The organism is Wylensekiella montiformis (genome assembly GCF_009697385.1).
GTDB lineage: Bacteria > Bacillota > Negativicutes > Selenomonadales > Selenomonadaceae > Selenomonas_A > Selenomonas_A montiformis.
The window spans coordinates 1-21,826 of the sequence record NZ_VUNL01000018.1; the positions used below are offsets into that span (position 1 = coordinate 1).

Consider the following 21,826-nt stretch of genomic DNA (forward strand, 5'->3'; position numbering starts at 1 on the left):
GGCCAACACCCTGCCAAGAAAAATACTCGGCTATAAGACACCCGAGGAGTGCTTTAGGGAAGAAATGCTTGCAGCACTTACTGCATAAAGGTTCGCCGGGTGTTCAACTTATTATTGCAATTCGGGCGCTGAACTTTTTGGTTAAAATATTTGTATTGATGGCTGCATTTATGTATAATGTAAAAAGGTAGTGTTTATTTCTTTGCGAGAGTATGCTGCCAAATGAAACGGAGGTTCTTGACGATTATGATAGGGGATACGTTGCGCGCGGAACGCGAGAAACAGAATCTGACGATCAAAGACATTGAAAAAGGGACAAGCATTCGTTCTTTATATATAGACTGCATTGAAAAAGGGGAGTATCAGCAGCTCCCCGGAGAAGTATATACCAAAGGGTTTATCCGCAATTATGCCAATTTCCTGAAGCTGGATGCAGATGCGGCAGTGAAGCAGTATATGGATGAGAATCATCCGGCGGCAGCTGTTGCGGCTGAGCCTGAAGAAAACAGTACGATGCGGGAGGAGCCGCCGAAAAAGAAGGCTGCGGCTTTCTCGACAGGGAATGATTTCCGTCAGCGCGTGGAGACTTCGCATAAGCGGCAGAATAAACTGTTGCTTGTTTTGATTGCGCTGATCGTGGCAGGCGGAGCGGTTTATCTTTTTGCATCGGAAGGCGGAAGCGGCGTTTCCGATAAGAAGCCGGCGCAGACTGCGGCGCAGTCATCAGGGGCCTCTTCGTCGGCGTCGGCAAAACCTGTGCCGGAAAAGAAAAATGATGGTGTCGAAGTGACGGCAGTGTTTACGGACCGCTGTTGGACGGAAGTCAAGGCGGACGGCAAAACCGTTTTTGAGGGAACCGTGGAAAAGGGGAAAACGGAATCCTGGAAAGGTCGGGAAAAAGTGGTGATTACGGCAGGCAATGCCGGCGCCGTGGAACTTAAATTGAATGGTAAAGAACTGGGCAAGGCTGGCAAAACCGGACAGGTCGTGGAGAAAACGTATACGCCGGATGGCGAAGTATCCGCAGATCAGGGCCGGAAGGACAGTAAAAAATCATGAGTGGATTTTTGCCGATCAGCAGACAGGATATGGCGGAGCGCGGTTATGAGCAGCTGGATTTTATCTTTATATCCGGTGACGCTTATGTCGATCATCCCAGTTTTGGCCCGGCAATCCTTTGTCGCCTTTTGGAAAAACATGGTTATAAAGTCGGGATCATACCCCAGCCGGACTGGCATTCTACCAGGGATTTTGATCGCCTGGGAAAACCAAGGCTGGGGTTTCTTGTTTCAGCAGGGAATATGGATTCCCTGCTGAACAAATTTACGGCAGCCAGAAAAATGCGGCATCAGGATGCTTATTCTCCGGGTGGGCGGCCGGGCTGCCGCCCCGATCGAGCCACCATCGTTTATTGCAACCGGCTTCGTGAACGCTTTCCCGATGTTCCGATCCTTATCGGCGGCATTGAGGCCAGTCTGCGGCGCTTTGCTCATTACGATTATTGGAGCAATGCGGTGCGGCGCTCGATTTTGGTGGACAGCGGGGCAGATTTGCTGATCTTCGGCATGGGCGAGAGGGCTTTGCTGGAAGTGGCTGCCGATCTGCAGCAGGGAGTGGCGATACAAAATATTCAGGATGTGCCGGGAACCTGTTATCGGGTACCGAACCGGGAGTATGTCTGGGATTATTTGGAGCTGCCGTCGTATGCAGCGGTGTCTGCCGATAAGAAAAAATTTGCGGAGGCGTTCCGCTTGTTTTATCTGGAGCAGGATCCGATTCGCGGGCGAAGATTGATTCAGCAGAATGAGGAGTGGTGCGTGGTTCAGAACCCGCCGTCTCCCCCCCTGTCTGAAGCGCAGATGGATGAAATTTATGATCTTCCCTACCAGCGTACCTGGCATCCAGTTTACGACAAGGCCGGCGGAGTGCCGGCTATTCAGGAGGTTCAGTTTAGTCTGGTCAGCCATCGCGGCTGCTTTGGCGGATGTCATTTTTGCGCGATCCTTTCCCATGAAGGGCGAATCATCCAGCGGCGCAGTCATGCTTCTCTGATCCGGGAGGCAAAGATTCTCACACGGATGAAGGGTTTCAAGGGATATATTCATGATGTGGGCGGGCCGACGGCGAATTTTCGCCGGATGAGCTGTGACGGGCAGCGGGAGCGCGGAACCTGCCGCGGCAAACCCTGTTTATCTCCTGTTCCCTGCCAGAATCTCATAGCGGATCACAGCGATTACCTCCGTCTGCTGAGGGAGCTTAGGGCTGTCCCCGGCGTCAAAAAAGTATTTGTGCGATCGGGAATCCGGTTTGATTATTTGCTGTTGGCCAAGGATGATTTTCTGGAAGAACTGTGCCGGTATCATATCAGCGGCCAGCTGAAGATCGCGCCGGAGCATATTTCTGATCGCGTAACCTATATGATGGGAAAATCAGGGCGTCGTGTGTATCAGCGCTTTGCAGAGAAATTCCGGCAGATGAATCAGAAGCTTGGGCTGAAACAGTATTTGGTTCCGTACTTTATGTCGAGCCATCCCGGCGCTCATTTGGAAGATGCCATTGAACTGGCGGAATTTATCCGGGACATGGGCTATCACCCTCAGCAGGTGCAGGATTTCATTCCGACTCCGGGGACGCTTTCCACCTGCATGTGGTATACCGGCCTGAATCCCTTGACGGGAGAACCGGTCTATACGGCAAAAACCTATGAAGAAAAGCAGATGCAGCGCGCGTTGATGCAGTATTGGCTGCCGAAAAATCAGGCGATTGTGCGCAAAGCACTGCATCTTGCGCATCGTGAAGATTTGATCGGTTTTGGCAAGCAATGTTTGGTGCGTCCCGGCAATGCGGAGCCGCGTGAGAAACGGCGCCACAGGGCAGACCGGGCGAAGGAATCCTGTACTGCTCCTCGCGGGAAACGGGAGTCTGATGGAAAGCGATCCCGCCGGGGAACAGAATATCAACGAGAGAAGAAGGTGCGGCGATGAAATGTCCTTTTTGTAAACAAGCAGACAGCCGGGTGATCGACAGCCGGGCGGCAGAAGATGGAGCGACAATCCGGCGGCGGCGTGAGTGTAATGGCTGCGGCCGCCGTTTCACAACGTATGAGGTCGTGGAAAAGCTGCCGCTGATGGTTGTCAAGCAGGACGGACGCCGGGAGGTGTTCAAGCGCGATAAGATTTTGAATGGAGTAATCCGTTCCTGCGATAAGCGGGATATTTCCATGGAACATATCGTGGCGCTGGTCAATGATATCGAACGGGATATCCGCAATACCATGGATCAGGAAATTTCTTCAGCGAAAATTGGTGAGATGGTCATGGCGCGTCTCAAGGACTTTGATGAAGTCGCCTATATTCGTTTTGCCTCCGTTTATCGTAAATTTGCGGATATCAGCAGCTTTTTGGAAGAGTTGAAGGAGTTGCAGGCGCACAAAAGCGAAGAAAGCCAGAAAGAAAAGACGGGAAAATCCTGACAGAGGGAGGAAGAAAGCATTTGGATTGGGAACTGAAACAGGCACTGCGCGACCAGCTTGGCCGCGAACAGGGATATTTTTCCTACCCGTCAGGGACGCGTTCCCGTATGGCATTGGTTTATCCAAATTCTTATTTTGTTGGCATGTCAAATCTCGGTCTGCATATTATTTATGCGCTGATGAATCAACGCGATGATACCGCCTGCGAGAGAGTATTCCTCCCTGAGCGCAGGGAGAGGATTCGGTATGAGAAAACCCGCACGCCAATTATGAGCATGGAACATCAGCTTCCCTTGTATGAATTCCCTCTGATTGCTTTTGTGCTGTCCTTTGAAATGGACTATTTTCATGTTCTCCGTATGCTGGAGCTCGGCCGGGTCTGCCTGCGCTCCCGTGAACGCGGGGAACGGGACCCGCTGGTCATTGCCGGCGGTCCGTGCGCTACGTTCAATCCGGAACCGCTGGCAGAGGTCGTCGATGCGTTCATCATCGGTGAAGGAGAGGTCATCATGCCGGCCTTTATGGATGTATACTATGAGGCCAGACGGAAAGGGCTGGCGCGGCGTGAGCTTCTGCAGCGCCTGGCGCAGGTCCCGGGGGTATATGTTCCCTCTTTTTATGCGCACCGGTATGATGAACAAGGCCGTCTGATCGCCATTGAACCGGAGCCGGGAATACCGTCCCGCGTTTCGCGTCAATGGGTCAGGGATCTGGACGCGTATCCGGCCCATACCGTCGTATTGACCGATCATACCGAATTTAATTTTTACTTGATTGAGACAGCGCGGGGATGCGGCCGTCACTGCCGGTTCTGCATGGCAGGTTACTGTTTCCGCAAACCACGCAACCGATCTCTGGGACGCATTACGCAGCAGGTTCGGGAGGCCCTTCCCTATGGGAAGCGGATTGGCCTGATGGGAGCAGCGATTTCCGACTATCCGGAAATCAATGCGTTGTGTCGGGATATTCTGGGGGAGGGACTGTCCATGTCCGTTGCCTCGTTCCGCGCGGATTCTGTGACGGCGGATCTGGTGCAGTCTTTGGCAGACAGCGGTCTTAAGACGCTGACCATGGCTCCGGAAGCCGGCAGTCCTAAGATGAGAGCGGTGATCAATAAAGGGATTGAGGAGAAACACCTCTTTCATGCCATGGAAATGGGGCTGGCGGCAGGCATCCGCCATTTCCGGCTTTATCTCATGGTGGGACTGCCGTTTGAGCAGGAGGAAGACATTGATGCGATCATTGATCTGGCTGGCCGTCTGAAAGATTATATGGAGGAAAAAGGCAGCAAGGGAACGCTGACTCTCAGCGTCAATCCATTTATTCCCAAGCCGTTTACGCCGTTTCAGTGGAAGCCTATGGCCGACCGGCGCTATGTGGAAAAAGCCTTTCGGAAGCTGTCGCAGGCCTTCCATAAGCGGAAGCATATTCTGGTCAACACCGAGTCGGTCAAAGAAGCCTATATCCAAGGGGTTATTGCCCGCGGTGACCGGCGGGTCGGTGAAGCGATTTTGAAGGCGCATGAGCTTGGCGGTGCCAAGGCTTTCAAACGCGCACTGAGAGAATGCGGCCTGCAGGCGGAAGATTATCTGTACCGCGACCGGGAAAAGGATGAGGTCTTTCCCTGGGCTTGTCTGGACATGGGAGTCCGGAGCGATTACCTTTATGACGAACTTCTCCGCGCGCAGCAGCAGCAAGCGACGATTCCGTGCTTTGATGGCTGTCACCGCTGCGGGGTGTGCTGATATGGCGGGAGAGTGAGTAGCATGAGCTTTATTCTGGAACAAATCGGCAGGAATATCTGGCAGGGGCGGTTTTCCCTGTTTCCATCGGATTTGTGTATGCACGGATTTACCGCCCGTTTGGGCGGCGTCAGTGTATCGCCGTATGATTCGCTGAATATGGCGTTTCATGTTGGCGATGATCCGGAGTCTGTGCGGACGAACCGACAGCGCTATATGCGGGCTGCCGGTCTGAGGGCTGACGATTTGGTTACGCCGGTGCAGGTTCATGGCACGCATATCGAGCGGGTAGGCCGTGCCGAGGCGGGACGTGGTGCATTCGATTATCAGGATGCAATTCCCGCTACGGATGCGCTGATTACCAATGAACCCGGACTGCCGCTGATGCTTTGTTTTGCGGATTGCACGCCGGTACTGCTGGCCGATCCGGTGCACCGGGCTGTGGGGATTGCCCATGCAGGCTGGCGCGGGACGGTAAAGAAAATTGCTGCCCGGACTGCCGCGCGCATGCGGGAGGAATTCGGCACCAAAATGGAAGATTTGCTGGCTGGTATTGGCCCGTCGATTGGTCCTTGCTGTTATGAGGTCGGCGAAGAGGTGGCTCATCAGTTCGAGACATCGTTTCCAGCCGGAAAAGACGCGATCGTTCAGAGAAAAGAAGGCAGGTCCTATGTCAATTTATGGGAGGCAAATCGGCTTCAGCTGATCGAGGCGGGGCTGGTTCCAAGTCATATTGAGGTGGCCGGAACCTGCACGTCCTGTAAACATTCCTGGTTTTTCTCCTATCGTGCGGATGGGGGGACGACAGGGCGTCTGGCGGCTGTCATTGCCTTGAAATCTTGTTAAGTTTTGGAGGGATGTCGTATGATCGAAGAGAAGTTTCACGAGGTTGAAGCGGAAATTGCGCGGAGTATGGAGCGCCGTACACGAGTCCCGAAAGACGAACCGGTACGTCTGATCGCGGTAACCAAGAATCATGATGTAGCTGCAATGCGGGAAGCGATCGATGCCGGGGCGGTCGATATCGGTGAAAATCGCATTCAGGAAGCCCGGGACAAGTATGAGCGTTTGGAGCGCAAGGCGACCTGGCATCTTATCGGTCATCTTCAGACCAATAAGGCCAGACAGGCGGTGAAATATTTTGATCTCATTCATTCCGTGGATTCGGAGCATCTTGCCCGGGCGATTGACCGGGAAGCCGGCAAACTGGGAAAAGTACAGGATATTCTTGTACAGGTGAATCTGGCTCGTGAAGAAAGCAAATCCGGTGTCTTTCGGGAAGATTTGCGCGCTCTGCTGGATCTTACGGATGTCCTGCCGAATCTTCGGCTGTGTGGATTGATGTGCATTGCCCCCAATTACGATGATGTGGAAAAATGCCGGCCGCTGTTCCATGAAATGTATGAAATTTATCAAAAAGTAAAGGAATTTCCTTTTCAAACCGCGAATATAAAATATTTATCCATGGGCATGTCCCATGACTATCCGATTGCGGTGGAAGAAGGGGCAAATATGGTTCGGGTTGGCACCGCGATTTTCGGGCCGCGGCAGTACTGAAGAGGTGGATGTCATGAGTATTATTGATAAAGTATGCGGAAAGATGGGACTGATGGATCCTATTGATGAAAAAATGGATTTTGAGGAAGAAGAACTCCGCAGTAAAACAAGCGGGCAGGAGGAGCCGGAGATGGACTCGTTGTCAGGTTCAGAGCGCGGAGAAAGCAGCCGCAATGTAGTAGATTTTCATTCTGCACAGACGGCACATGAGAGTGTCGTTACATCGTATAAGATGAAGGTGATTGTCATCGAGCCCAAAACGTTTGATGATGCGCAGCAGGTGGCTAATAATCTGCGTGAAAAAAAGCCGGTGGTCATCAATTTTGAAAAGACGGAGGCAGAAGATGCCAAGCGCATTATTGATTTTATCAGTGGAACGACCTATGCGCTGAACGGCGAGATCAAAAAAGTCGGCCATAATGTATTTCTTTGTGCGCCGAGTAATGTGAACGTTACCTATACGGAGGAAGAACGCAGGGTTTCCTCCGAAATGCCGTGGCTCAAGAAATAAGGAGCGCTGAAATACAGAATGGCAAATGAACAGAAAGAGAAGCTGATTCGTTTTTACAAGGGGACGGAAGGCGAGGAAACCGTGGTGAAGCTGGTGGATCTGGCCGAAACCGTTCAGCGCAGTCAGAAATTCCGCCTCAGCGAATTTTTGGATCCCTTTGGGCAGGAAATTGCGGAGACGGTTGCAGCCAATTACGGAAGTCTGCACGTAGATTTTGACGGCGGCTACCAAGGCGCAGAACGCGTACGCGCTATGTATGTCCATGAGGACTTTGCCGGCAGGCCGCAGGGCTTTGATATCGGCTGCATCAAGGCATCATGGAATGGCCAATTTGCGCGCCTCTCGCACCGCGATGTTTTGGGGGCGCTGATGGGGCTGGGGCTGGAGCGGGACCGTATCGGCGATCTGCTGGTGACAAACGATACGGTACGGATTCTTTGCAGCGAAGCGATTGCAGAATATCTGTTGCACAATCTCGAAAAGATCGGAGCGGTTGGCGTGACTTGCGAGCGCGTCCCCTTGTCGGATATTACGCCGCGTGAGGAGCGCTGCAAGGAAATTCGGGCGACTGTGGCTTCGCTGCGGGTAGATTCGATTGCGGCGTCTGGCTTTGGCTGCTCGCGCAGCAGAGCGGCTGCCGATATTGCTGCGGACAAGCTGAAGCTGAACTGGCAGCCGGTCCGCAGCGCATCTCAGCAGGTGAAGGAAGGGGACATTCTTTCCATGCGCGGCCGGGGCCGTCTTGAGGTAGCCGAGGTTCGTGGTCAGACGAAGAAGGGGCGCACAGTCGTTGTGCTGAACCGGTATTTGTAATGACGGATAAAAGGATAGGAGATAATAGTCTTGCTTACTCCAATGGATATTCACAACAAAGATTTTAAGCGCAGTTTTCGCGGCTATGATGAAGATGAAATCGACGATTTTCTCGATCAGGTCGTAAATGATTATGAGCATCTTTTTCGTGAAAGGGATCAGCTGAAAGAAGAACTCAATCGTGCCCGCAAGGACAATGAGCAGTATCATCAGCTGGAAAAAAATCTCAAGGATACGCTGCTGGTGGCGCAGAAAACGGCGGAAGAAGTGACGTCCAATGCCAGACAGCATGCGGAGGAGCTGCGCGAAAATACAGAGAAGGAATGTCAGAATATGCGCTGCGAGGCTCAGCTGGAAATCGATCGGAAGAAAGCGGAAGCGGCGGAGAAAATTCGTGCGATTGTCGTGGAATACGACCGTCTGGTGCGTGAGAAAAACCAGTTCCTGCGGAAAATAAAGGTGAGCATGGAATCGGAACTGGCTGTGATCGATAAAACGCTGGAAGAGCTTCCAGATCCTGACCGTGAGGAGCGGATGGCCTCTTCGCAGCAGGAAGGTTTCGGTAAGGAGCAGGTGGCGGCAGAAGAAGTGCAGGAGGGCTGATTTCCTGAAATCATGGCATGTTTTTTGTTTTTTATTCTGCTGGTACTGGATCAGTTGTCAAAATGCTTCATTCGTATGTATATGATTCCCGGTGAAAGCATACCGATCGTTTCGGGAATCTTTCATATCACTTATGTACTGAATCCCGGTGCTGCTTTTGGGATGCTGGCTCATCAGCGCTGGTTCTTTATTCTGGCCGGATTGTTTCTTATCGGCGTTTTTTTCCGTTTCTATCCCTATTGGAAGCGCCAGTGTGTCTGGTTCCGCTACGGCTGCATTTCACTTCTGTCCGGCGCTGTCGGTAATCTGGCCGACCGGGTTCAGAATGGTCTGGTGGTCGATTTTATGGATTTCCGTATCTGGCCCGTGTTCAATCTGGCGGATATGGCGATTGTATTCGGTGTGGCCAGTATGATTTATGCCATTTTGTTCCGGATGAAAGAGGGAGAGAACTGATATGATGGAGCGGGAGACTTATACGGCAGATCTTGGCGGTGAACGACTGGATTTGTTTCTGGTACGTCAGCAGCCGGATCTTTCTCGTTCTCATGTGCAGAAACGGATTACCCGCGGCGATGTGCTGGTGGACGGAAAAGTTCGCAAGGCCAACTATAAGCTGAACCCTGGAGAACAGGTTGATTTACTGCTTGCCCCGCCGGCTCCGGCAGAGATTCTGCCGGAGCCGATACCTTTGGATGTCCTTTATGAGGATGAGGATATCATCGTAGTGAATAAAGCGCGCGGTATGGTCGTTCACCCTGCTGCCGGCGTACACAGCGGTACGCTGGTCAATGCGCTTTTGGCTCATTGCCGGGATCTGTCGGGGATCAATGGTATGATACGCCCTGGCATTGTTCATCGTCTGGACAAGGACACTTCTGGTGTGATGGTATGCGCCAAGAACGACAAGGCGCATCTGGACCTGGCGGAGCAGATTCGGACGAAGACGGCCCACCGCGTTTATCAGGCCATCGTATATGGCAATATTTCCGAGCCGTCCGGTTTGATCCGCGGGGATATTGGCCGTCATCCGACCGATCGAAAAAAAATGGCCATTGTGCGCGAGCATGGCAAGCCGGCTGTTACGCATTTTAAGGTATTGGAACGTTTCGGTGCGTATACGCTCGTAGAATGTTCCCTTGAGACAGGCCGCACGCATCAGATTCGTGTGCATATGACAGCAATCGGTCATCCGCTGCTGAACGATCCAAAGTATGGCCCGAAGAAGTCAAGCGGATTCTCGATTCGGGGGCAGGCCCTTCACTCATGGACGCTGACGCTGTTTCATCCGCGTACGCATGAGAAGATGAAGTTTGAAGCTCCTTTGCCGGAGGATATGATGCGTATCCTCAAAGCATTGCGCGATAAAAAGAGAAAGATGGGAGTGAACGATGATGCCGGTATTGACCGATAAAACGGTACTCATGGATTCTGAAGGGATACGCCGTGCGCTTACGCGTATTTCGCATGAGATTGTGGAAAAGAATAAAGGCGTAGAGAATCTTATCATTGTAGGGATTCGCACGCGCGGCGTGCCGATCGCCGAGCGTATTGCGGATTGCATTGCCCGCATCGAGGGGACGCGTCCGCCGGTCGGCGTGCTGGATATTACGCTTTACCGGGATGATCTTTCGACGCTGTCCTATCAGCCCATTGTGCATCCGACGGAGCTGCCGGTGGATATTACGGGCAAGACCGTGGTTCTTGTCGATGACGTGCTCTACACCGGACGCACGATCCGCGCTGCACTGGATGCCTTGATCGATATGGGCCGTCCGCGGACGATTCAGCTGGCTGTTCTGATTGACCGCGGCCATCGGGAATTGCCGATTCGTGCTGATTTTGTAGGGAAGAATGTGCCGACCTCCTCGCATGAAGTAGTCAGTGTCCAGCTCAATGCGACAGATGGTGCGGAAAAAGTAGTGATCCGGGAGTTTTGCGGCAGCTGATCTCAGCGGAGAAACTTTGTGTTTAAGGCGCTTCGAAACGAATAAGAAAGCTCCCGTCAAGGAAGGACGCAGGCAAAACTGTGTCGCCTCTGACGGGAGCTTTTTGCTGTGAGAAATGGCTGGCTTTAGGGGTGGAAGAACGAGATGATTTCGTGAATCGCGAGAGCCATGTGATTAGGATTCTGAAACGGATGATTTGCTCCCTCGATCGGAATCAGGCGGATGACATTATTTTCTGCAAATGCTTCTGCCTGTTCCAGCGGAATCATCTGATCCTGTGTTCCGTGAATCATCAGGATATCTTCCGCATAGTCGAAATACTCATAATTCATGAGGTCGAAGTTTTGGAGTGAATCCAGAAAACCCTGATCGATTTTCATCTTCCGCTCGAATCCGATCTGGATTTCACGGCCCTTTTTTAACTTGACCTGATCTGGTTCAGGGATGCGGTCAAGCATGGTGCGGGCAATGGCGACTGCTGTACTGCGCAGGGCGATACGGGTAAAAGGATTGCCCTGCTCGATCAGAAAGCGGAGTGTGAGATAGGCGCCTAGACTGGTCGAATAATTGTAGATCTGTTCGGCCTGCAGTTCTTCCCGCGCATATTCTGTAACGATCTGCAGATACGTCAGACATTCTTCCACGGTCAGTTTTTTTCGCGCATCTGCTCCATGGCAGGGCCAGTCAAAGGCAATGACAGCATAATCCTTGTATTTCGCGGTCAGGTGTTCTCCAAAATGTTCGGTTCCTGCCGTATCCTTGCTGCTGCCGAAGCCGTGAGTGACCAGGACGACATGGCGAAACGAATGGGCTGTCCGCTCGCGGTCATGGCAGAAGAGAAGGCAGCGGATGCTGTAACCCTGACGATTGATATCGAATTTTTTCTTCATGATGCGCTCCTCTCGGATAACGAAGGAAAAGTTTATTGTGCATGCAGTGTTCCGTCCTGCTGAAGGAGAATATTGGCCAGATCTTTTTCGACGGGTGTCACATAGAGGGTTTTCTGGTTGGTGAACAGGACAAATCCCGGTTTGCTGCCGGAAGGTTTTTTGACATAACGAACCTGCGTATAATCAACAGGGACTTTGGACGAGCCGCGCGCCTGACTGAAATAAGCGGCCAGATTGGCAGCCAGCAGGAGCGTATCTTCCGAAACCGGCGCGCCGCTGTTGCGCAGGATCACATGAGAGCCGGGGATATCCTTGGTATGGAACCAGGTATCGTTGAATGATGCTGTCTTGCAGGTCAGCCGGTCATTTTGATAATTGTTTTTGCCTACAAGAATTTCCATTCCGTCCTCAGACTGGAAGCGGAACGGACGGCTTGGCTTGTCGTTATTTTTGCGCTTTAATTTTTCGCGCAGATAACCGGATTCCACCAGTTCGTTATGGATCTCAGCAATTTCTGCAAGACTGGACGAAGCGAGAAGCGACGCCTCGATGCTTTCCAAATAGGAAATCGCAGACTCACATTCCTGAATCTGCACGCGGAGCAGAGACTGGGCGCGCTTGAGCTTGTCGTATTTTCGGTAGCAGTCCTGCATATTCTGTACGATGGTGTAGCGCTGGTCCAGCGGGATCGTGATGCGCTCTCCAGATTCGCTGTAGATGTCAGGCAGTGTTACGGAAGAATCCGCATGATCGGTCAGCTGGTACTGATACGTCATTAAATTATCGCCGCGTATCTTATACGTTTCTGCCTGTTCCGCGTCTGCGGCTTCTTCCTCGAGTTTTACGCGCTTGTTCCGGGCGCGGTTGAGCTCATTCCGGATCAGCTTTCTGAATCGTTCCTTGTCCGGCAGGACATAGCTTCCGGCAAGCTGGTCCGCCTTTTCGAGCATGGCGCTGATCGAGGGGAAGGACAGCGTTGCGGCGTCCGGTAGATAATGAAGTGGAAAGGAAGCCATCGCCAGAATTTTTTTGTTTTCATCGATCAGGATGACAGGCTTCGACGGTCTGGCCTCTGCGGCTTGGCGAAGCTCCATCAGCGCCGAGCGGATCGAAGAGAAATCGATATCTTCCAGCTGGCCGATCCGCGTGGACGGCGCCAGCCCGGCGGAGAAGCAGGCCTCTTTGGCCGAGACCGGGCCGAAGCCCATGCAGGCGGATAAAAGTGCTTTGTCAAGCCGCTGCTCCGGATCACGCCGGATCAGTCCGAGTACGTCCTCCGGTGCGGCGGAAAACAAATCCAGCTTGTCCTGTCCGGGCGGAAGCTCATAGCGGTCGCCCGGCAGGACGGTGCGGATGCGGCTGCTGTTGGCCCCGATTTTCCGCAGAGCGTCCATGATGATCCCGTCCTGAACAAGAATGAGGTTGCTGTACTTTCCCATGAATTCCATGACCAGCGTTTTTGTGGCGATGCGTCCACCAGCAGCCAGCGTATCGATATCCATGAGGAGCAAACGGTCCAGTTCATGCTGGCGGATAGCGGCAATACGCCCTGTTTCCAGCTGCTTGCGCAGAACCATGCAGAAGACGGGCGGTTCCGGAGGATTTTCCAGATTCTTGCTGAGCAGGTGGGCGGAAGGATTCTGCGGATGAATGGAAAGGTGCAGCAGAATATTCTGTCCCGGCTGACGTACGGAAAGAATAATGGAATGTTTATTCGGCTGAGTGATTTTATCGATGCGGCCGCCGGTCAGGGCTTCGTTGAGCTCATGGACAAGCGGGCGCATGGAAAAGCCATCAAGACTCATGATAAAACTCCTTTTGGCTGAAATCGTTTGTGTTCTTCGCGGCATACTGTGCGCCGCTTTGGCAGCACATCCGGTCCGTTTCGCTGTGCGGATGGACTGGCGCTGGAAAATTTACTGGATAAAACGGTTTTCATTATATCATCTATAGCACGGTCCTTCAATATCAAAGGGAAGGGCGGGGAGCAGCGGAGTTCGTTTGGAAACTTGCATAAGCGCGGGAAAAACCATATAATATTAAAATGAATAAGTGAAATCGAATGAATTCACGAAACAGGAGGGCCTCCCATGGAATTTACAAAATGGCAAGGGTGTGGCAACGATTTTGTGCTGATTGACGGACGGAAACAGGAACCCGATGATTATGCATCGTTTGCGGTCAAGGTGTGCGACCGACATTATGGAGTAGGCGCGGACGGAATCCTCGTCGTGCTTCCTTCGGAGCGGGCGGATTTCCGCATGCGTATTTTCAATGCCGATGGAAGTGAGGCGGAGATGTGCGGGAATGGAATTCGCTGCTTCGCCCGGTATTTATATGAGTATGGCTTGACAAACAAGACGGAATTTCCCGTCGAAACCGGCGCGGGGATACTGGTTCCACGGATTATCCTCACGCATGGTCAGATCACAGGGGTTTGTGTGGATATGGGTGAGCCGCATCTCATGGGGGAGGAGATTCCTGTATGCGGTCACGACGGCGAGATGGTCATCGACCAGCCGATTGATGTGGGGGGGAAGACGTACCGCATGACCGGCGTGTCCATGGGAAATCCTCATTGTGTGGTTTTCGTTGAAGATGCTGAAACGTTTCCGATCGGAGAACTTGGCACACAGTTTGAACACCATGAGATGTTTCCGCGCAAAACCAATACGGAATTTGTAGAAGTCCGCGACCGCGGACACGTACGCATGCGTGTCTGGGAGCGTGGTGCCGCTATCACACTGGCCTGCGGAACCGGAGCCTGTGCCACGGCGGTGGCCAGTGCGCTCAACCGGAAAACCGACCGCAAGATCGAAGTGGAATTGGATGGCGGCAGGCTGTTGGTGGAATGGGCAGAAAACAACCATGTATTTATGACCGGTCCGGCAGAGATGGTGTTTGCCGGCAGACTGGCTGATTGACGAAGGAAGGACCTTTATGCTGAAAAGTATGACGGGATTCGGTTCAGCCGCCGCGGAGAATGAAGAATACAAGGCAGAAGTAGAACTGAAGGCCGTGAACCAGCGTTTTTTGGAAATCGGGTTTCATATGGATCATGCGCTGGATTTTTGGGAAACGGAAATGCGAAAAACTATACAGAGCGTTGCTGCCCGGGGAAAAATCGATGTCTTTGTCCGCCTTGCGGACAAGCGGGGAGGCCGGGGAACGATCGAAGTGGATCGCGATCGCGCACTGGCCGTCCGGCAGGCCTTGAATGAACTGTGTGATCTTTTGCATGTTGCCAGGCCGGATGATGTTGCCGCGTTCCTGTCTTTTCCGGATCTTTTGAAGCAGGAAGAGTGCAGCGACCGCTCCGGCGCTGCCCCTATCGTGCTTGAGGCGCTGCGCGGAGCGCTGGCGCAGCTGGACGACATGCGTCAGCGCGAGGGCGCGGCGATCGGTGAAGATTTTTTGCGCCGTCTGAACCTTTTGGAGCAGCTGACGGAGCGGATTCGATCCATGGCGCCGACTATTGTGGAGTCCTATCGGGAGCATCTTCATCATGTGATGGAAGAGATTCTTCAGGCCCATCCGCTGGACGAAGATCGGCTGCTGCAGGAAACCGCGCTCTATGCGGACAAGGTCAACTATACGGAAGAAGTCGTGCGGCTGGGCAGTCATTTTCGGCAGTATCGTCAGATCCTGCAGCATGCGGCTGGCCCTGTCGGACGAAAACTGGATTTTCTGCTTCAGGAGATCAACCGGGAAACGAATACCATCGGCTCGAAAGCGAACTGTGCAGAAGTATCGCAGCTTGTGGTCGATATGAAAAGCGAAACAGAAAAATTGCGGGAGCAGGTACAGAATATCGAATAAGAGGGAGAGACGGTATGGATATCAAACTCATCAATATCGGTTTTGGCAATATTGTGTCGGCAGGCCGTATCGTGGCAATTGTCAGTCCTGAATCGGCGCCGATCAAGCGGATTATTCAGGAAGCGCGCGATGGAGAACGCCTGATTGATGCAACCTATGGGCGGAGAACCAGAGCGGTTATCATCATGGACAGCGATCATGTCATTCTGTCGGCTGTTCAGCCGGAAACCGTGGCACATCGGGTGGATGATGAGGATACAGAGGGCCGGGCAGAATTAAAAGAGAAAGAAGACGACATACAAGAATGAATAAAGGCTTATTGATTGTAGTATCCGGTCCGTCCGGAACCGGAAAAGGAACCGTTTGCGCGGAGCTTTTGGCACAGATGCCGGAGCTGGCCTATTCCATTTCTGCTACGACGCGGAAACCGCGGGAAGGCGAGGTTGATGGGAAAAACTATTATTTTCTGGATCGGGATCGGTTTGAAGAAATGATTCAGGAGGGCGGATTTCTGGAATATGCGGAAGTCTATGGCAATTACTATGGGACGCCGCTGGGCAAAATTCAGGAACGCCGTGAAGAGGGAAAAGATGTCCTGCTGGAAATTGATACGCAGGGAGCCCTGAAGGTCATGGATAAATGTCCGGATGGATTGTTTATCTTTTTGGTTCCGCCTTCGCTCAGTGAACTGGAGCGGAGAATACGCGGCCGGGGGTCAGAGACGGAGGCATCGCTGGCCCGGCGTCTGGGCGCCGCCCGTCAGGAAATCGCTGTTGGCAGGAGGTACCACTATGTAGTGGTCAACGATACCGTGAAACAGGCGGTCCGGCGCATCCAAAGCATTATGGCCGCTGAACATTGCCGGGTCAGCAACAATATCGACAAATTTGAGGAGTTGGAACATGATGAAAGCAAATAACAATCCGGAAATGAGTATGGTAAATCCGTCTACCGATACCTTGATGACGAAGGTAGACAGTCGTTACGGACTGGTGGTTTGCGCATCGAAGCGCGCACGTCAGTTGCTGGATGGCGAAGAGCTCAAGGAAATCAAATCGAAGTCAACGAAAAACGTAACCAATGCGCTGGAAGAAATCGCAGAAGGGAAGATCTCCTACAAGATCTCCAAGGCAGATCTTTAATATGCTGGGCGAGTTAAGCGGTAAAAAGATTGTCGTAGGCGTTACGGGCGGCATTGCAGCCTATAAAGCGGTGGAAGTGGTGAGCCGTCTGCGCAAAGCCGGGGCGGAGGTTCATGTGATCATGACCCGGGAGGCAGCGCAGTTTGTTACCGAGCTGACCTTCCGTGAAATCAGCGGTCAGCCTGTCGCGCTGGACATGTGGAGCAAGGTCACGCATTTTCAGGTGGAACATGTGGCTTTGGCAACACTGGCAGATCTGATTCTCGTCGTACCGGCGACGGCCAATCTTTTGGCCAAGGCGGCTTCGGGGATTGCGGATGATATGCTGACAACGACGCTGCTGGCCACAAAAGCGCCGATATATATGGCTCCGTCCATGAATACGGTCATGTATGAAAATCCGGCGACGCAAAAGAATATCGCAACACTTCGGTCGCGCGGGGTTCATATTTTGGAACCGGATGAAGGCCATTTGGCCTGCGGCACGAGCGGAAAAGGGCGTTTGCCTGAGCCGGCATCCATTGTATCCTTTGTTCAGGATGGATTTCATAAGCGAAAGGAAATGGCCGGCAGGAAACTGCTGGTTACGGCAGGCGGAACCATTGAACCGCTGGATCCTGTCCGCTTTATCGGCAACCGGTCAACGGGACGCATGGGGTATGCGATTGCGGAGGAAGCGGCCTGCCGGGGCGCGGAAGTCGTACTCATATCGGGGCCGACCTCTCTGCCTGATCCGTGTGGTGTGCGCGTTGTGCGTCTGGAGACAGCGCGTGAGATGCGGGATGCCGTCCTGCAGTCATTTTCTTCCGTCGATGCCGTGATCAAGGCAGCTGCTGTGGCCGACTATCGTCCTGTTGAGGTTTCGCCGCATAAAATCAAGAAAAGCGACGACGATCTTGTTCTGCATCTGGTGCGAAACCCAGACATTCTTTACGAACTGGGGCAGAAAAAAAAGCATCAGATTCTGGTCGGCTTCGCTGCGGAAACCTGCCGGGTCGAGGAATATGCACGCTCCAAGCTGGAACGGAAGAATCTGGACTTTATTGTGGCCAATGATGTATCTGAGCCGGATGCGGGGTTTGCCGTGGAGACAAACCGGATCAGGATTTTTGACCGGAACGGTCATGCGACGGCCTATCCGCTGAAAAGCAAGCGGGAACTGGCCGGCATTATACTGGATCATGTTGCTTCGATTTGGGGAAACTGATTTCGGATTATGATGCCTTATCAAACCAAGAATCCTCAGATTTATCCATGGGGATTGTCAAGAGATTAGCGTTTTTTCACGACTCCTGTCTGTTGATGCAGTCAGGAGTTTCCGTATATTCGGGAAGGAGATGGGATTCGAATGAGACAACATATAAAACGGATAGCCGAGCCGTTTCTTTCTTTTTTTCAGCAGGAAGCAGGAAGCGGCATTCTTTTGCTGCTGTGTGCCGTTCTGGCCATTTTTCTGGCGAACTCGCCCTGGGCGGACGATTATGAACATCTGCTGCATACTCCGCTGGCAGTGGGCTTTGGCAGCTGGTCTTTGGAACTGGGGCTCCTGCACTGGATCAATGACGGACTCATGGCCGTATTTTTCTTTGTGATCGGCTTGGAAATCAAGCGGGAATTTCTTTATGGAGAGCTTCGGACCAGATCCTCTATGCTTCTTCCCGTCGGTGCGGCTATGGGCGGAATGATTCTGCCGGCGCTTTTTTATTTGGCGCTGAACTATGGGCAGGAAACTATGGCCGGATGGGGTATACCTATGGCTACAGATATTGCCTTTGCACTGGGTATCATGACATTGGCGGCGCGTCAGGCTCCGCTCGGACTGGTCATTTTCCTGACTGCACTGGCTATTGTCGACGATCTCGGAGCGATTGTGGTGATTGCGCTGTGCTACAGCGGCGAAGTGTCGGCGCCGGCCCTTCTGATTGGTATTTTGTTCCTGCTGCTGGCACTGGGAATGAACCGTCTGCGCAGCTCTTTCCTGCCGGGCTACCTGCTTTGCGGCGCGCTGGCCTGGCTGTCCTTTTTCCATGCAGGCATTCATCCGACGATTGCGGGGGTTCTGCTGGGCTTTGCCATTCCGGCGGAGGCCGAGCCGGAACACTCTTTGCTGCATCGATTGGAACATGCGTTGGAGCCGTGGTCGGCCTATGGCATCATGCCGGTATTTGCGCTGGCCAATGCGGGAGTTCCCGTCTCCTTTTCGCAGTTTGATTTTTCGTCGCCAATTTTTCTTGGTATACTCGCGGGGCTTTGTCTGGGGAAACCACTGGGCATTGCGGGAGTGGTCTGGCTGCTGCACCGATCAGCCGGCGTGTCGGTTCCGGGCAATGCTGCGTCCGGCCAGTTAGCCGCGACAGGGATGCTGGGCGGGATCGGATTTACAATGTCGATTTTTATTGCCTCGTTGGCGTTTCCTGATCCGGAATGGCTGGCCATCGCCAAATGGAGTATTCTGGCAGCTTCGGTTTTGTCCGGACTGGCGGGAGCAATGGTTTTTCAATGGATATCATATCGTACGACGCAATCAGAATAAGCATGGTGCATGAGAGGTTGACAAAGGTATATAATAAAGATGATATACTTGAACCTTTTTTATGATTTTTGTGGAGGGAGAGGTTGATATGATTTTTAAAGAACTCAAAGACAGCTTCCTGATTCACTATCTGCACCGGTTTGACAAGTATTGCTTCAACGTCCGGATTCATGGCGATACGTATAAGATCGGCGATGGGGAACCACAGTTTACCATTGTGATTCGCAAGGACATTCCGAAAACAGAGTTGCTTCGGGCTACCGGTCTTGCGTTGGGCGAGGCGTATATGCGCCGTGATATCGAGATTGAGGGAAATCTTTTTACTGCGCTGTCAGATCTGCTGGACCAGAGCGAAAGCTTCTCGTTAGAGCGCCATTCTCTGAAAAATATCTTCTTTGTATCGGAGAAGAAAAAAGCTCAGGCTCAGCAGGTATCTTCCCATTACGACCTTGGCAACGACTTTTATAAATTGTGGCTGGATCCGACCATGACATATTCCTGCGCATATTTTCAGCACGAGGATGATTCTTTAGAGCAGGCGCAGAAGAATAAAGTGCACCATATCCTGAAAAAACTTTACCTGAAACCGGGAATGACCCTGCTGGATATCGGCTGCGGATGGGGATATCTTCTCATCGAAGCGGCGCGGGAGTATGGTGTGCGCGGCTATGGATGTACCCTGAGCAAGGAGCAGTGGAAAAAAGGACAGGAACGGATTCATGAACTGCATCTGGAGGATCAGATTCAGATTGACTTGATCGATTATCGTGACCTGGTAGACCGCGGTGCGCATTTCGACCGCGTGGTGAGCGTCGGTATGATGGAGCATGTAGGCCGCTCGAATTACCCGACTTATTTTGAAGATGTCAATAGTTTGCTGGAACCGGGCGGCCTTTTCCTGCTGCATACGATCACCGGCCACGATGAGGAGATGTCCGACGCGTTCCTGCGCAAGTATATTTTTCCGGGCGGCACATTGCCGTCCTTGCGTGAAATCGCTTCACATGCTTATGACAACGACTTTCGCGTACAGGATGTAGAAAGCCTGCGCCGCCATTATTATAAGACGCTTATGTGCTGGTATAAAAATTTCCAGCAGGTTCATGATACCGTGCGCCAGTGGAAAGACGATGCGTTTGTCCGCATGTGGGATTTGTATCTGTGCGGATGCGCTGCTGCGTTCTACATCGGTTTTATTGACGTGCATCAGTTCCTTATGACAAAGGGAAATACGAACGATCTTCCGTTGACGCGATGGTACTAAATCGCAAAATATAAAAATGAATAACATTCATTTTTTGCTTGACAGCTTCTGGCAGATACGTTATGATAAGAGCAGAAAAGCTGAATAGGGACTCATCCAGAGCGGAGGAGGGAATGGCCCGATGAATCCGCGGCAACCATTGACTCAGGTCAAAACGGTGCCAATTCCTTTAGGTAATGCCTATAAGATGAGAGTAAGATAGAAACGCTCTCTTTTTATGGAGAGCGTTTTTCTATGGCGCGATCGGAAGGAAATGGGCGTTGTTCAGCAATATAGATAGAATCAGGGAGGCAGGGATTATGAGTAAGAAGCGTATGTATTTCACTTCAGAATCGGTTACAGAAGGACATCCGGACAAAATGGCTGACCAAATTTCGGACAGCATTCTCGACGCCATTCTGGAGAAGGATCCGCAGGGGCGTGTTGCCTGTGAAACTTTGGTGACGACGGGACAGGTTCATGTCGTAGGAGAAATCTCCACCAAATGCTATGTGGATATTCCGAAAATCATTCGTCAGACGGTGCGTGATATCGGCTATACGCGTGCGAAATACGGATTTGATGCAGAAACATGCGGCATTCTTGTTTCGTTGGACGAACAGTCGCCGGATATTGCTCAGGGCGTCAATCGGGCTTTGGAAGCGCGCGAGGGCAAGATGGACGAAGCGGAAGCCGTCGGTGCGGGAGATCAGGGCATGATGTTCGGCTATGCGACGAACGAGACGCCGGAATTTATGCCGCTGCCGATCGCGCTGGCTCATCGTCTGGCACGCCGCTTGGCAGAAGTGCGCAAAAATGGGACGCTGCCGTATCTGCGTCCGGATGGCAAAACGCAGGTTACGGTAGTCTATGAAGATGGCAAGCCGGTCGGTGTGGACACCATCGTCATTTCGACGCAGCATGATGAAGATATTGCACTCGATACGATTCGTAAGGATCTGATCGAGCAGGTAATTCGGGCCGTGGTGCCGGCTGAACTTTTGAGCGAACGGACGAAGATCTTCGTCAATCCGACGGGGAAATTTGTCATTGGCGGACCGCAGGGCGATTCCGGCCTCACGGGCCGTAAGATTATTGTGGACACTTATGGCGGCTGGGCGCGCCATGGCGGCGGCGCATTCTCCGGAAAGGATCCGACGAAAGTCGACCGCAGTGCGGCTTATGCGGCTCGTTACGTTGCGAAAAATATCGTAGCGGCCGGACTGGCGGATAAATGTGAAATCCAGCTGGCGTATGCCATCGGCGTGGCGCATCCGGTGTCGATCATGGTAGATACCTTCGGCACGAACAAGGTGCCGGAAGAGAAGATCGAGGAACTGGTCGATCTTCTCTTCGACCTGCGTCCGGCAGGCATCATCCGGATGCTGGATCTTCGCCGTCCGATTTACCGGCAGACCGCGGCGTACGGACACTTTGGCCGCACGGATGTCGATCTGCCCTGGGAGCACACAGACCGGGCTGAGGTACTGCGCAAGGAAGCCGGCCTCTGAGCGATGATGCGTATTGCCCTCTTGCAGGTTTTCTGCAGGAG

General features: G+C 52.6%; 24 protein-coding genes and 1 riboswitch. Of the genes, 22 read left to right on the plus strand and 2 right to left on the minus strand.

The window, feature by feature from the left end; genetic code table 11:
* The 13 genes from FYJ78_RS12860 to pyrR all read left to right on the plus strand — a co-directional run.
* Positions 1 to 191: hypothetical protein (locus FYJ78_RS12860; protein WP_206671403.1), on the plus strand; the 191-nt coding region annotated here is incomplete at its 5' end.
* A 55-nt stretch (positions 192 to 246) separates the two neighbouring features.
* Entirely contained in the window at positions 247 to 1,059 is an 813-nt protein-coding gene (locus tag FYJ78_RS12065; RefSeq protein WP_235900064.1) for a helix-turn-helix domain-containing protein, read from the plus strand.
* Entirely contained in the window at positions 1,056 to 2,984 is a 1,929-nt protein-coding gene (locus tag FYJ78_RS12070; protein WP_154621646.1) for a YgiQ family radical SAM protein, read from the plus strand. Before FYJ78_RS12065 ends, FYJ78_RS12070 begins: the two co-directional genes overlap by 4 nt.
* The gene (gene nrdR / locus FYJ78_RS12075) at positions 2,981 to 3,472 is read left to right on the plus strand and encodes a transcriptional regulator NrdR (protein WP_154621647.1); all 492 of its coding nucleotides are present in this window, start codon (positions 2,981 to 2,983) and stop codon (positions 3,470 to 3,472) included. The genes FYJ78_RS12070 and nrdR overlap by 4 nt, the downstream gene beginning before the upstream one ends.
* A 20-nt stretch (positions 3,473 to 3,492) precedes the next feature.
* Positions 3,493 to 5,217, plus strand: a complete 1,725-nt coding sequence (locus tag FYJ78_RS12080) for a TIGR03960 family B12-binding radical SAM protein (protein WP_154621648.1) — start codon at positions 3,493 to 3,495, stop codon at positions 5,215 to 5,217.
* Positions 5,218 to 5,238: 21 nt separating this feature from the next.
* Positions 5,239 to 6,060 carry a peptidoglycan editing factor PgeF gene (gene pgeF, locus FYJ78_RS12085; protein ID WP_154621649.1) on the plus strand — a complete coding sequence of 274 codons (822 nt, stop codon included), beginning with the start codon at positions 5,239 to 5,241 and terminating at the stop codon, positions 6,058 to 6,060.
* Between the two features lie 18 nt (positions 6,061 to 6,078).
* A complete protein-coding gene (locus tag FYJ78_RS12090) occupies positions 6,079 to 6,771 on the plus strand; it encodes a YggS family pyridoxal phosphate-dependent enzyme (protein ID WP_154621650.1) in 693 nt (230 codons plus the stop codon).
* A gap of 13 nt (positions 6,772 to 6,784) precedes the next feature.
* Complete coding sequence (locus tag FYJ78_RS12095; RefSeq protein WP_154621651.1) at positions 6,785 to 7,282, plus strand: cell division protein SepF; 498 nt, start codon at positions 6,785 to 6,787, stop codon at positions 7,280 to 7,282.
* 18 nt (positions 7,283 to 7,300) lie between these two features.
* On the plus strand, positions 7,301 to 8,095 hold the full coding sequence (locus tag FYJ78_RS12100) for a YlmH family RNA-binding protein (protein WP_154621652.1): 795 nt from the start codon (positions 7,301 to 7,303) through the stop codon (positions 8,093 to 8,095).
* 30 nt (positions 8,096 to 8,125) lie between these two features.
* Positions 8,126 to 8,698 (plus strand): DivIVA domain-containing protein, encoded by a 573-nt coding sequence (locus tag FYJ78_RS12105; protein WP_154621653.1) that lies wholly within the window; start codon positions 8,126 to 8,128, stop codon positions 8,696 to 8,698.
* A 12-nt stretch (positions 8,699 to 8,710) separates the two neighbouring features.
* On the plus strand, positions 8,711 to 9,154 hold the full coding sequence (gene lspA, locus FYJ78_RS12110) for a signal peptidase II (RefSeq protein WP_154621654.1): 444 nt from the start codon (positions 8,711 to 8,713) through the stop codon (positions 9,152 to 9,154).
* A gap of 1 nt (position 9,155) precedes the next feature.
* Positions 9,156 to 10,112 carry an RluA family pseudouridine synthase gene (locus FYJ78_RS12115; RefSeq protein WP_154621655.1) on the plus strand — a complete coding sequence of 319 codons (957 nt, stop codon included), beginning with the start codon at positions 9,156 to 9,158 and terminating at the stop codon, positions 10,110 to 10,112.
* Entirely contained in the window at positions 10,093 to 10,647 is a 555-nt protein-coding gene (gene pyrR / locus FYJ78_RS12120) for a bifunctional pyr operon transcriptional regulator/uracil phosphoribosyltransferase PyrR (protein ID WP_154621656.1), read from the plus strand. The genes FYJ78_RS12115 and pyrR overlap by 20 nt, the downstream gene beginning before the upstream one ends.
* Before the next feature lie 125 nt (positions 10,648 to 10,772).
* On the opposite strand, the gene FYJ78_RS12125 is transcribed toward pyrR, so the two are convergent.
* Both FYJ78_RS12125 and FYJ78_RS12130 read right to left on the minus strand, forming a co-directional pair.
* Entirely contained in the window at positions 10,773 to 11,537 is a 765-nt protein-coding gene (locus FYJ78_RS12125) for an alpha/beta hydrolase (RefSeq protein ID WP_154621657.1), read from the minus strand.
* A 32-nt stretch (positions 11,538 to 11,569) separates the two neighbouring features.
* The gene (locus tag FYJ78_RS12130; protein ID WP_154621658.1) at positions 11,570 to 13,342 is read right to left on the minus strand and encodes an Rqc2 family fibronectin-binding protein; all 1,773 of its coding nucleotides are present in this window, start codon (positions 13,340 to 13,342) and stop codon (positions 11,570 to 11,572) included.
* Between the two features lie 285 nt (positions 13,343 to 13,627).
* On the opposite strand from FYJ78_RS12130, the gene dapF reads away from it, so the two are divergent.
* The 9 genes from dapF to metK all read left to right on the plus strand — a co-directional run bounded on the left by dapF (position 13,628) and on the right by metK (position 21,785).
* A complete protein-coding gene (gene dapF / locus FYJ78_RS12135; protein ID WP_154621659.1) occupies positions 13,628 to 14,461 on the plus strand; it encodes a diaminopimelate epimerase in 834 nt (277 codons plus the stop codon).
* Between the two features lie 16 nt (positions 14,462 to 14,477).
* Positions 14,478 to 15,356, plus strand: coding sequence for a YicC/YloC family endoribonuclease (locus tag FYJ78_RS12140; protein ID WP_195847970.1), 879 nt, complete (start codon positions 14,478 to 14,480; stop codon positions 15,354 to 15,356).
* 14 nt (positions 15,357 to 15,370) lie between these two features.
* On the plus strand, positions 15,371 to 15,664 hold the full coding sequence (remA, locus tag FYJ78_RS12145; RefSeq protein ID WP_154621660.1) for an extracellular matrix/biofilm regulator RemA: 294 nt from the start codon (positions 15,371 to 15,373) through the stop codon (positions 15,662 to 15,664).
* Positions 15,661 to 16,275, plus strand: a complete 615-nt coding sequence (gene gmk, locus FYJ78_RS12150) for a guanylate kinase (protein WP_154621661.1) — start codon at positions 15,661 to 15,663, stop codon at positions 16,273 to 16,275. Before remA ends, gmk begins: the two co-directional genes overlap by 4 nt.
* Positions 16,259 to 16,498 (plus strand): DNA-directed RNA polymerase subunit omega, encoded by a 240-nt coding sequence (gene rpoZ, locus FYJ78_RS12155; protein ID WP_235900061.1) that lies wholly within the window; start codon positions 16,259 to 16,261, stop codon positions 16,496 to 16,498. The genes gmk and rpoZ overlap by 17 nt, the downstream gene beginning before the upstream one ends.
* A gap of 4 nt (positions 16,499 to 16,502) precedes the next feature.
* Positions 16,503 to 17,705 (plus strand): bifunctional phosphopantothenoylcysteine decarboxylase/phosphopantothenate--cysteine ligase CoaBC, encoded by a 1,203-nt coding sequence (gene coaBC, locus FYJ78_RS12160; protein ID WP_154621686.1) that lies wholly within the window; start codon positions 16,503 to 16,505, stop codon positions 17,703 to 17,705.
* Between the two features lie 141 nt (positions 17,706 to 17,846).
* Positions 17,847 to 19,031, plus strand: coding sequence for a Na+/H+ antiporter NhaA (gene nhaA / locus FYJ78_RS12165; RefSeq protein WP_154621662.1), 1,185 nt, complete (start codon positions 17,847 to 17,849; stop codon positions 19,029 to 19,031).
* An 88-nt stretch (positions 19,032 to 19,119) separates the two neighbouring features.
* Positions 19,120 to 20,295 (plus strand): class I SAM-dependent methyltransferase, encoded by a 1,176-nt coding sequence (locus tag FYJ78_RS12170; RefSeq protein WP_154621663.1) that lies wholly within the window; start codon positions 19,120 to 19,122, stop codon positions 20,293 to 20,295.
* 89 nt (positions 20,296 to 20,384) lie between these two features.
* A riboswitch (SAM riboswitch) is annotated at positions 20,385 to 20,489 on the plus strand.
* A 105-nt stretch (positions 20,490 to 20,594) separates the two neighbouring features.
* Entirely contained in the window at positions 20,595 to 21,785 is a 1,191-nt protein-coding gene (gene metK, locus FYJ78_RS12175) for a methionine adenosyltransferase (protein ID WP_154621664.1), read from the plus strand.
* The last annotated feature ends 41 nt before the right edge of the window (positions 21,786 to 21,826 follow it).

What these genes read in the sequence shown, in the direction of transcription:
- FYJ78_RS12095 (WP_154621651.1), top strand. Translation starts at nt 6,785, where the DNA reads ATGAGTATTATTGATAAAGTATGCGGAAAGATGGGACTGATGGATCCT.
- FYJ78_RS12065 (WP_235900064.1), top strand. Translation starts at nt 247, where the DNA reads ATGATAGGGGATACGTTGCGCGCGGAACGCGAGAAACAGAATCTGACG.
- gmk (WP_154621661.1), top strand. Translation starts at nt 15,661, where the DNA reads ATGAATAAAGGCTTATTGATTGTAGTATCCGGTCCGTCCGGAACCGGA.
- FYJ78_RS12115 (WP_154621655.1), top strand. Translation starts at nt 9,156, where the DNA reads ATGATGGAGCGGGAGACTTATACGGCAGATCTTGGCGGTGAACGACTG.
- dapF (WP_154621659.1), top strand. Translation starts at nt 13,628, where the DNA reads ATGGAATTTACAAAATGGCAAGGGTGTGGCAACGATTTTGTGCTGATT.
- pgeF (WP_154621649.1), top strand. Translation starts at nt 5,239, where the DNA reads ATGAGCTTTATTCTGGAACAAATCGGCAGGAATATCTGGCAGGGGCGG.
- FYJ78_RS12090 (WP_154621650.1), top strand. Translation starts at nt 6,079, where the DNA reads ATGATCGAAGAGAAGTTTCACGAGGTTGAAGCGGAAATTGCGCGGAGT.
- FYJ78_RS12170 (WP_154621663.1), top strand. Translation starts at nt 19,120, where the DNA reads ATGATTTTTAAAGAACTCAAAGACAGCTTCCTGATTCACTATCTGCAC.
- nrdR (WP_154621647.1), top strand. Translation starts at nt 2,981, where the DNA reads ATGAAATGTCCTTTTTGTAAACAAGCAGACAGCCGGGTGATCGACAGC.
- FYJ78_RS12125 (WP_154621657.1), bottom strand. Translation starts at nt 11,537, where the DNA reads ATGAAGAAAAAATTCGATATCAATCGTCAGGGTTACAGCATCCGCTGC.
- pyrR (WP_154621656.1), top strand. Translation starts at nt 10,093, where the DNA reads ATGCCGGTATTGACCGATAAAACGGTACTCATGGATTCTGAAGGGATA.
- nhaA (WP_154621662.1), top strand. Translation starts at nt 17,847, where the DNA reads ATGAGACAACATATAAAACGGATAGCCGAGCCGTTTCTTTCTTTTTTT.
- FYJ78_RS12130 (WP_154621658.1), bottom strand. Translation starts at nt 13,342, where the DNA reads ATGAGTCTTGATGGCTTTTCCATGCGCCCGCTTGTCCATGAGCTCAAC.
- FYJ78_RS12070 (WP_154621646.1), top strand. Translation starts at nt 1,056, where the DNA reads ATGAGTGGATTTTTGCCGATCAGCAGACAGGATATGGCGGAGCGCGGT.
- FYJ78_RS12100 (WP_154621652.1), top strand. Translation starts at nt 7,301, where the DNA reads ATGGCAAATGAACAGAAAGAGAAGCTGATTCGTTTTTACAAGGGGACG.
- rpoZ (WP_235900061.1), top strand. Translation starts at nt 16,259, where the DNA reads ATGATGAAAGCAAATAACAATCCGGAAATGAGTATGGTAAATCCGTCT.
- lspA (WP_154621654.1), top strand. Translation starts at nt 8,711, where the DNA reads ATGGCATGTTTTTTGTTTTTTATTCTGCTGGTACTGGATCAGTTGTCA.
- metK (WP_154621664.1), top strand. Translation starts at nt 20,595, where the DNA reads ATGAGTAAGAAGCGTATGTATTTCACTTCAGAATCGGTTACAGAAGGA.
- remA (WP_154621660.1), top strand. Translation starts at nt 15,371, where the DNA reads ATGGATATCAAACTCATCAATATCGGTTTTGGCAATATTGTGTCGGCA.
- FYJ78_RS12140 (WP_195847970.1), top strand. Translation starts at nt 14,478, where the DNA reads ATGCTGAAAAGTATGACGGGATTCGGTTCAGCCGCCGCGGAGAATGAA.